We start from the raw sequence: 7,120 nt of genomic DNA on the forward strand, positions 1-7,120 counted from the left end.
GGTTGAGGGCGAGATCCCCGGCATCTTAGAGATGCCGGGGATCTGATAAATTCGATGGATTTCAGGCAAAAGCGATCGCCCGTTTCAACAACGCCAAAATCACTTTTCCAAAATCACTCCAAAGCTCGTAAATATTCCCTTGCGATTCCCGCAATATGAGCAGCGCGATCGAGCCAATTGACAATTTTACGAGCGTTATAAAAATCTCGCACCGACCCAGCAATAAAATCGCTCAAACTGTAACCCGTATAAGAGCCATCTCGCATTCCCAAAACCAGAATTTTCGCCGCAATATCTTTCTGAGCCGCCAAATCGGGATTCGCAATCAAATCGATACCCAAACGCGCCGACCAATGGCGATAGTTCGCACGTCCCGTAATCTGAACGAACCCCCGTCCCTTATAAAGCGGTCCGTCTCCCGCGTAGATATTTCCCAAATCCGATCGCCATTCATAATCCCAACCGCTGGCTAACTCTCGCATCCATTTTCCCATATGGGATTCATGTTCGGCGGTGGCCAAAACATAGGCGATTTGTCCCAAATCCGTCACACCATTATCGAGACAGGATTGTAAAATCAACGGTAGCGACTCGCGAGCGTACACCCGAATGTCAGGATAGGGAATCGAAGCGATAATACGAGGAATATCGAAATTGCCAACCCCTTCTTTCGGGCGATCGGGCTGGTACACTCGAACCGGGCCGTTGACTAACACCGACCAGGTTTCGCGACCCACCCAACCATCCACCAGCAGACCGTTCGCCGCCTGAAACCGCTTGACAGCGGCTTCCGTGTTCGACCCAAACTTCCCATCGAGAATTTCGTCCGGAGGAAAAATCCCCGCATCTTTGAGATATTGTTGCAGAACGAGAACGAATTCCCTCAGTTCCGGATAGTCCAAACCGTCCCCCCGTTTCAACACCGGAAATCGCAGAATCTCCAGGGGTTTATCGTCCGGTTCTTCTTTCGGTGGGTCTACCGGGTCTGCTACCGGGTCTTCTTCCGGTTGGTCTACCGGGTCTTCAGAAGTCGGTTTCTCGTCCCTTTGTCTGGAAATTCCCAGAACACGATCGATCTCAGCCCAGGTACTCAGTCCGACGATACCATTGACTTCAAGATCGTGGCGCATCTGGAAAACGCACACAGCTTTTTCCACCTTAGAGTCGAATTCCCCGTCTACCGGTTCGCTCTCGGGAAGTAGCTTGAGTTTAATCAAGAGTTGTTGTAACTCTTTGACGGGTTCGACGAACGCCTTGGATTTAATACCGTCACCGGGTCGTAGAAAGATGCGTTTGACGGTCATAGCTGCAAAAAAAATAGCGGTGACTCTATTGTAGACAGCCTTTTCCGATTCTATCGGCTCTGCCCTCAAAGTCACCGCTTCTTCTCGATTTCGGCAATTTTCCCCTAACTGCGAACCGCCACTTCCGGACACCATTCAGCATCTCGAGACTGCCACACTTTCCCGTCCATGGCCATCTGTTCGATGGAACTAGCCAAGCGCAACGCGCGTAACGCCTGTTCTCCACCGACCGAGGGTTGGTTTCCGCCGCGAACGCAGTTGACGAAATGTTCTAACTCGGCGTGCAGGGGTTCGATGTTGCTGGTGCGAACTTTCTCGATGAGTCCGTCTTGACGGTACAATACCTGACCGTAATCCGTGGAGTAATTGGCGGTGGTTTGACGGTGAATGAGGATTTCGTTGTTGAGGAAATCCGCTTCCGTGAGAGAGTTTTTGCAATGTGCGGCGATCGATCGCCGTTTGCGGTGCGTCACCTTACTCGAGGTTAACGTGGCGATCGCCCCGTTAGCGAATCCCAGCGTTGCCGTCACGTAATCCAAATGAGGCGAACCCGAGATGCTGCTACCGCTGGCGGAGACTTTCACCACGCGATCTCCGATGAGTTCCAACATCAAATCGATGTCGTGAATCATCAAATCTAACACCACCGACACATCATTAGCGCGATCGGAATAGGGACTGAGGCGATGCGCCTCCAACGCCAAAACATTTTCCGTTTTTAAAACCTTACTAAGTTCCTGAAACGCGGGATTGAAGCGTTCGATATGTCCCACTTGCAGGATACATCCCGATTCCGCCGCACCGTTGACGAGGTCTTCCGCTTCCGCCAAACTGGCCGCGATGGGTTTCTCAATCATCACGTGAATTCCGGCGTTCAGACAGGCCATTCCCACCGAATAATGTAACCGCGTCGGGACGGCGATGCAAACCGCTTGCACGTGGGGCAGCAAATCGCGGTAATCCTCGTAAAACTTAACCCGATACTTGCTGGCCGTATCCAGTCCGCGATCGACGTTAATATCGGCCACTCCCACGAGTTCCACATCTTTAAGTAGACTTAAGACCCGCGTATGATGTTGGCCCATATTGCCAACCCCAATGACACCCATGCGAAGCGGCTCGGGTTGGCTCGTCCCCGCAGTGTTATTTGGATGATTCACGGATAGACTCTCTTACACACTTGGAATGGAGACCTCCCCCAGCACCGGAAGAGTCGCTTTCGGCAGCCTGACACTGCCCAAAACTACCCAGATACTATCACAGCGTCTCGAATTGTAAAGATTTTGCAAATACAGTTTCTATACTGTCCGCCAACCCCGACGTGACCGAGAATTTTCGGCATATGTTGCCTCGCGAACTCGAGAGAGTTGGGAGAAAATACTGAGGAAACCCCCGATTGTGGCGTTGGGAAACAGAGGTTTCCTCCCTCATAGAATTTCTAAGGCGTTACGCACTTGTCGGCCAAAAAACCCGGTTTTTCGTTCCACTCTTAGCATTTTTGTAGGAGCATTGCAGACAACGCCCCTACATCGGGTCGAATTCGAGAGAGCGGTCGATCGCGCCCTCAAGCAAAAGTGGAACCGTTCCACCCCCACATCGCCCGTTCCGCGTCCGCAAATTCAATATAGGTGCGGTTAGCTGGAACCCCGAGGGCTTGTTCGATCTCTTGACAAAAATCCTCGCTCATGGCCTGAGTTTGAGCGGGCTTCATATTGCCAATACTTTTAATTTCGACATAACAAACCGGGTCGGTCGTCCCGCCGAACGTCATGGGAACGTCCGCCTCAAAAGCGGTCATCACATAGGATTCCGGTTTTCCCAAATGTCCCGCCAGCTTAGCAGACAGTTGTTTGAGCATTCCTTCAACAGCGGCTTTATCCGGTGCCGCAGCAGAGGTTTTCACTTGCATTAAAGGCATAGGTCGTTTTTCCGATCGCTTCAATTTGCAAAAAAGCTTTGTCGATGAAGTTTCGATGATGGGATGACGGTACGAGGGGGAAATTCTCTCCTCATCTCATCACCTCATCATCACCTCACCTCCCTTAACCGCCGTAACTCCATCCAGTGCTAGAAAGTTCCAGAATATCGCCATCGCGGTGCAAGCCAGCGGAAATCACTTCGCCGACGAAAACCGTATGGTCGCCGTGTTCGACGCTGCCGACTACGTTACATTCGATATACCCCAGAGCGTCTTTAATAATGGGGCATCCCGTTTCGCCGAGGACGAACTCCACATCTTCAAACTTGTTTCCGACGCGGCGTTGGGGTTTGAAAAACTGCTGCGCCATCTCTTTTTGTCCCGCTTCGAGGAAGCTGAGGGCAAACACGCCGCTGGCTTTAATCATGGCGTGGGAGCCGCTGTCGTTTTTGACACAGTTGACGATTAAGGGCGGCTCGAAAGAGGCTTGCGTCACCCAACTGGCGGTGAAACCGTTGACGTTCTCGCCGTCTTTGACCCCACAAATGTAGAGGGCGTGGGGGATTTTGCGTAACAGTGTCTTCTTCGCGGCTTTTTTGTCGTCCGTGTCTAACATTGTGGTGTTTTTCCCTTGTTTGCTGTAAGTTGCTCAAACTGGCAGGGCGTCGCGATGAAAATATAGGAAAAGCGATCGCGCTGCTACGGTAATTCTAAACAGTTGCTTGTTCCCCGTCATCTGTCGAGGGGTCAGAACCCAATTCGCGGGAGGGGGTTGCGGCTGTCTCTGGCGGTCCGGGAATGGGGAAGAGTGGCTGTAACATTGCACCTTGCCGCTCTATACTGAAAGACGAGATTTGTTACATCGAGTTAAAAAAAAGATGAGCGGAGAGATTTTCAACGCAGCGATTTTGTCCTCGACCCTGATTCTGCTGGGGTTAGCCCTGGGCTTCTTGCTCCTTAAAATTGAAGGTGGCGAAGAAGAAGCCTAATTGGAAGCCGAATCGATCGGTTGAGGGAAGTCTCGACAGAGCTATTTTCCCTCAACCGAGGTCGATCTCGCATCGAGCTTAAGAATCTTCCGGTTCGTCGAGATGTTCGGCCACGTCGCGATAGAGATTGAGAACGTGGTGGTCTTTGAGATAATAAAAGACGTTGCGTCCCTGCCTGCGATAGCCGACGATACGATGCGATCGCAAGGTGCGTAACTGGTGCGACACTGCCGACTCGCTCATATTCACCACAGCCGCGAGGTCACAGACGCATTGCTCTCCCAACGCCAACGCCGACAGAATGCGGAGACGGTTGGGATCTCCCAAGCAACTGAAGAATTCTGCCATAGACTGCGCTTTTTCAACGTCGATCGCCAAAGATTTCCGCGTTTGCACGTCCGCGAGATTGACGGGATGTCGGACGCTACAGTTCGGCATTTCCGACGCCTCTGATGGCTGAGACGGAGGCTGAGGCTGAGATGAGTGGAGATGAGTCATGATGTCAAAGACGAGAATGTACGTTTCGAGTGAGTGGAGAGCCGTCGAGCCTTGGTACGTCGTGGGTTGAGATCGATCGCGCGGGGAAACCCTTCAGATAAAAATGAGAATTCCACAGAAACCCCGTTAATATATGTTAACATTTGAGCCAAGTTACAGATTTTGCCATCGCCGTCAGTCACGAGTTCCGTCGCCTTATTTCAAGAGGCCGCCTCCTGTCTGCGACAAAGCTCGTCCGTCGAACCGGGCCAGCCGGGGCTAAACCGTTCCATTTCTTAATTATTCCATTTTTCCAGATTCCCTTTCTCAAGATACTGAGAGGATCGACCGTCGTTATCGAGAACTCCATGAGCTTATTAATCGTCGGTGCAACAGGCACGCTAGGAAGACAAATCGCCCGCCAAGCGCTAGATGAAGGCTATCAAGTGCGATGCTTGGTCAGAGGGTTCAACCGGGCTTCGTTTCTCAGGAAATGGGGCGCCGAATTAGTTCGAGGCGATCTGTGCGATCCGGCGACCCTTCCCCCTGCCTTAGAAGGGGTCACTCACGTTATCGACGCCGCCACCGCTCGTGTCACCGATTCTCTCGGCGTGCGACAAGTGGATTGGGAAGGGAAAGTCGCCCTCATCCAAGCGGCCAAAGAAGCGGGAGTGGAACGGTTCGTGTTCTGCTCGATTATCAACAACCGCGACTATCCACAAGTCCCCTTGATGGAAATCAAACGCTGTACGGAAGAGTTCTTAGCCGAATCGGGACTCAACTACACCGTTTTGCAACTGTGCGGCTTCATGCAGGGGTTGATCGGTCAGTACGCCATCCCCATTTTAGATAACCAAACGGTTTGGATTACGGGCAACACTGCCCCAGTCGCCTACGCCAACAGCCAAGACGTGGCGAAATTTGCCGTCCGCGCCTTGTCGGTTCCCGAAACGGAAAACCAAACCTTCCCCGTGGTGGGAACTCGCGCCTGGAGTGCGGAAGAAATCGTGGCACTGTGCGAGCGGTTGTCGGGACGCACGGCGAAAATTACGCGCACGCCGCTGGGGTTGTTGCGGGTGGTTCGCAAAGCGGCTCGCTTTTTCCAGTGGGGTTGGAACGTGGCCGATCGCTTAGCTTTTGCGGAAGTGTTAGCTTCGGGAACCTCTCTGACGGCGGACATGACTCCGGTATATCCCGTGTTCGGCATCGATCCGAAGGAGATGACGACCCTCGAGGAGTATATGCAGGAGTATCACAGCCGCATTCTCAAAAAGCTCAAGGAGATCGAATACGAGCAGGAGCAACAAAAAGCTCGCAAGAAACGGCAGCGATCGCCCTTTAAGTCCTCCAAATAGGTCTCGAAGTCGATCTCGAAAAATGAGACACTACAGTTAAAGTGGAGTGTAAAACATCTAGGTGGACTGGGAGCGTGCCGAAAGTTGGCATTATCTATAACGATTGCAAACCCGCTGCTTGTCGAATTTCGATCGAACTGAAAGAGCAACTCGAAAACCAGGGATCGGAAGTAAGAACGGCCACGGGAATGGGCGGGATTTTGGGGCATTCTAAACCTGAAAGCCCCGTTTGTCATACGCCCGTTGACGGCTTAGTGCCGCCGGGGTTTGATAGTGATTTGGATTTTGGCGTTGTCCTCGGCGGTGACGGAACGGTTCTCTCGGCGTTCCGTCAAGTGGCGCCTATTGGCTTGCCGTTACTGACGGTCAACACCGGCCACATGGGCTTTCTCACGGAAACCTATATTAGCCAACTCTATCCAGCGGTGGAGATGGCGATCGAGGGAAAGTGTCAAATCGAGGAACGCACTACGATCGTGGTGCGGGTGGTTCGCGACGAGACGGTGATTTGGGAAGCGCTCTGTCTCAACGAAATGGTGCTGCATCGGGAACCGCTGACCAGTATGTGTCATTTTGAGGTGGCGGTGGGGCGACATGCTCCCGTGGATATCGCCGCCGACGGCATTATTATTTCCACGCCCACGGGTTCGACGGCTTACGCCCTGTCGGCGGGCGGCCCGGTGATTACGCCGGACGTGCAGGTGATGCAACTGGTGCCGATTTGTCCCCATTCTCTGGCGTCGCGGGCGTTGGTTTTCTCGGATACGGAGACGGTGCGGGTGTTTCCCGCCACCCGCGAACGCATGATGATGGTGGTAGACGGAAACGCTGGGTGTTACGTCCTCCCCGACGATCGCGTGGTGTTACAAAAGTCCCCTTACAACGCCCGGTTTATGCGCTTGCGAGCTCCGGAATTCTTCCGCGTCCTCCGAGAAAAGCTCGGTTGGGGCTTGCCTCATATCGCCAAACCGACTTCGGTGGAGTTGCCTTAGTGGGGAGATGAGGGGATGAGGAGATGAGGGGATGAGGAGATGAGGAGATGAGGAGATGAGGAGATGAGGAGATAACGATATTAAA

General features: G+C 52.8%; 8 protein-coding genes. 3 read left to right on the plus strand and 5 right to left on the minus strand.

The genetic code is table 11. From position 1 onward, the window contains the following. Positions 1–113: 113 nt before the first annotated feature. The 4 genes from ACP5D4_RS07280 to ACP5D4_RS07295 form a co-directional block, all read right to left on the minus strand. A complete protein-coding gene (locus ACP5D4_RS07280; protein ID WP_428010965.1) occupies positions 114–1,304 on the minus strand; it encodes a peptidoglycan-binding protein in 1,191 nt (396 codons plus the stop codon). Between the two features lie 104 nt (positions 1,305–1,408). Beyond that, entirely contained in the window at positions 1,409–2,413 is a 1,005-nt protein-coding gene (locus ACP5D4_RS07285; RefSeq protein ID WP_428010973.1) for a Gfo/Idh/MocA family oxidoreductase, read from the minus strand. A gap of 455 nt (positions 2,414–2,868) precedes the next feature. After that, a complete protein-coding gene (locus ACP5D4_RS07290; RefSeq protein WP_428010966.1) occupies positions 2,869–3,222 on the minus strand; it encodes a phenylpyruvate tautomerase MIF-related protein in 354 nt (117 codons plus the stop codon). A gap of 124 nt (positions 3,223–3,346) precedes the next feature. After that, positions 3,347–3,838, minus strand: coding sequence for a flavin reductase family protein (locus tag ACP5D4_RS07295; protein ID WP_428010967.1), 492 nt, complete (start codon positions 3,836–3,838; stop codon positions 3,347–3,349). Positions 3,839–4,100: 262 nt separating this feature from the next. On the opposite strand from ACP5D4_RS07295, the gene petM reads away from it, so the two are divergent. Further along, on the plus strand, positions 4,101–4,211 hold the full coding sequence (petM, locus tag ACP5D4_RS07300) for a cytochrome b6-f complex subunit PetM (RefSeq protein ID WP_017660103.1): 111 nt from the start codon (positions 4,101–4,103) through the stop codon (positions 4,209–4,211). A gap of 78 nt (positions 4,212–4,289) precedes the next feature. On the opposite strand, the gene ACP5D4_RS07305 is transcribed toward petM, so the two are convergent. Next, complete coding sequence (locus ACP5D4_RS07305; RefSeq protein WP_428010968.1) at positions 4,290–4,709, minus strand: ArsR/SmtB family transcription factor; 420 nt, start codon at positions 4,707–4,709, stop codon at positions 4,290–4,292. Positions 4,710–5,056: 347 nt separating this feature from the next. Between ACP5D4_RS07305 and ACP5D4_RS07310 the strand changes: the two genes are divergently transcribed. Both ACP5D4_RS07310 and ACP5D4_RS07315 read left to right on the plus strand, forming a co-directional pair. Further along, positions 5,057–6,043: an SDR family oxidoreductase gene (locus ACP5D4_RS07310; RefSeq protein WP_428010969.1), complete on the plus strand. Its 987-nt coding sequence runs from the start codon at positions 5,057–5,059 to the stop codon at positions 6,041–6,043. Positions 6,044–6,117: 74 nt separating this feature from the next. Further along, on the plus strand, positions 6,118–7,035 hold the full coding sequence (locus tag ACP5D4_RS07315) for an NAD(+) kinase (RefSeq protein ID WP_428010970.1): 918 nt from the start codon (positions 6,118–6,120) through the stop codon (positions 7,033–7,035). The last annotated feature ends 85 nt before the right edge of the window (positions 7,036–7,120 follow it).

Source organism: Baaleninema sp. (genome assembly GCF_049974805.1).
Taxonomy (GTDB): Bacteria; Cyanobacteriota; Cyanobacteriia; order Cyanobacteriales; family Geitlerinemataceae; genus Baaleninema.

Coding starts and splice junctions, on each gene's coding strand:
- petM (WP_017660103.1), top strand. CDS start 4,101: ATGAGCGGAGAGATTTTCAACGCAGCGATTTTGTCCTCGACCCTGATT.
- ACP5D4_RS07295 (WP_428010967.1), bottom strand. CDS start 3,838: ATGTTAGACACGGACGACAAAAAAGCCGCGAAGAAGACACTGTTACGC.
- ACP5D4_RS07310 (WP_428010969.1), top strand. CDS start 5,057: ATGAGCTTATTAATCGTCGGTGCAACAGGCACGCTAGGAAGACAAATC.
- ACP5D4_RS07285 (WP_428010973.1), bottom strand. CDS start 2,413: ATGGGTGTCATTGGGGTTGGCAATATGGGCCAACATCATACGCGGGTC.
- ACP5D4_RS07290 (WP_428010966.1), bottom strand. CDS start 3,222: ATGCCTTTAATGCAAGTGAAAACCTCTGCTGCGGCACCGGATAAAGCC.
- ACP5D4_RS07305 (WP_428010968.1), bottom strand. CDS start 4,709: ATGACTCATCTCCACTCATCTCAGCCTCAGCCTCCGTCTCAGCCATCA.
- ACP5D4_RS07280 (WP_428010965.1), bottom strand. CDS start 1,304: ATGACCGTCAAACGCATCTTTCTACGACCCGGTGACGGTATTAAATCC.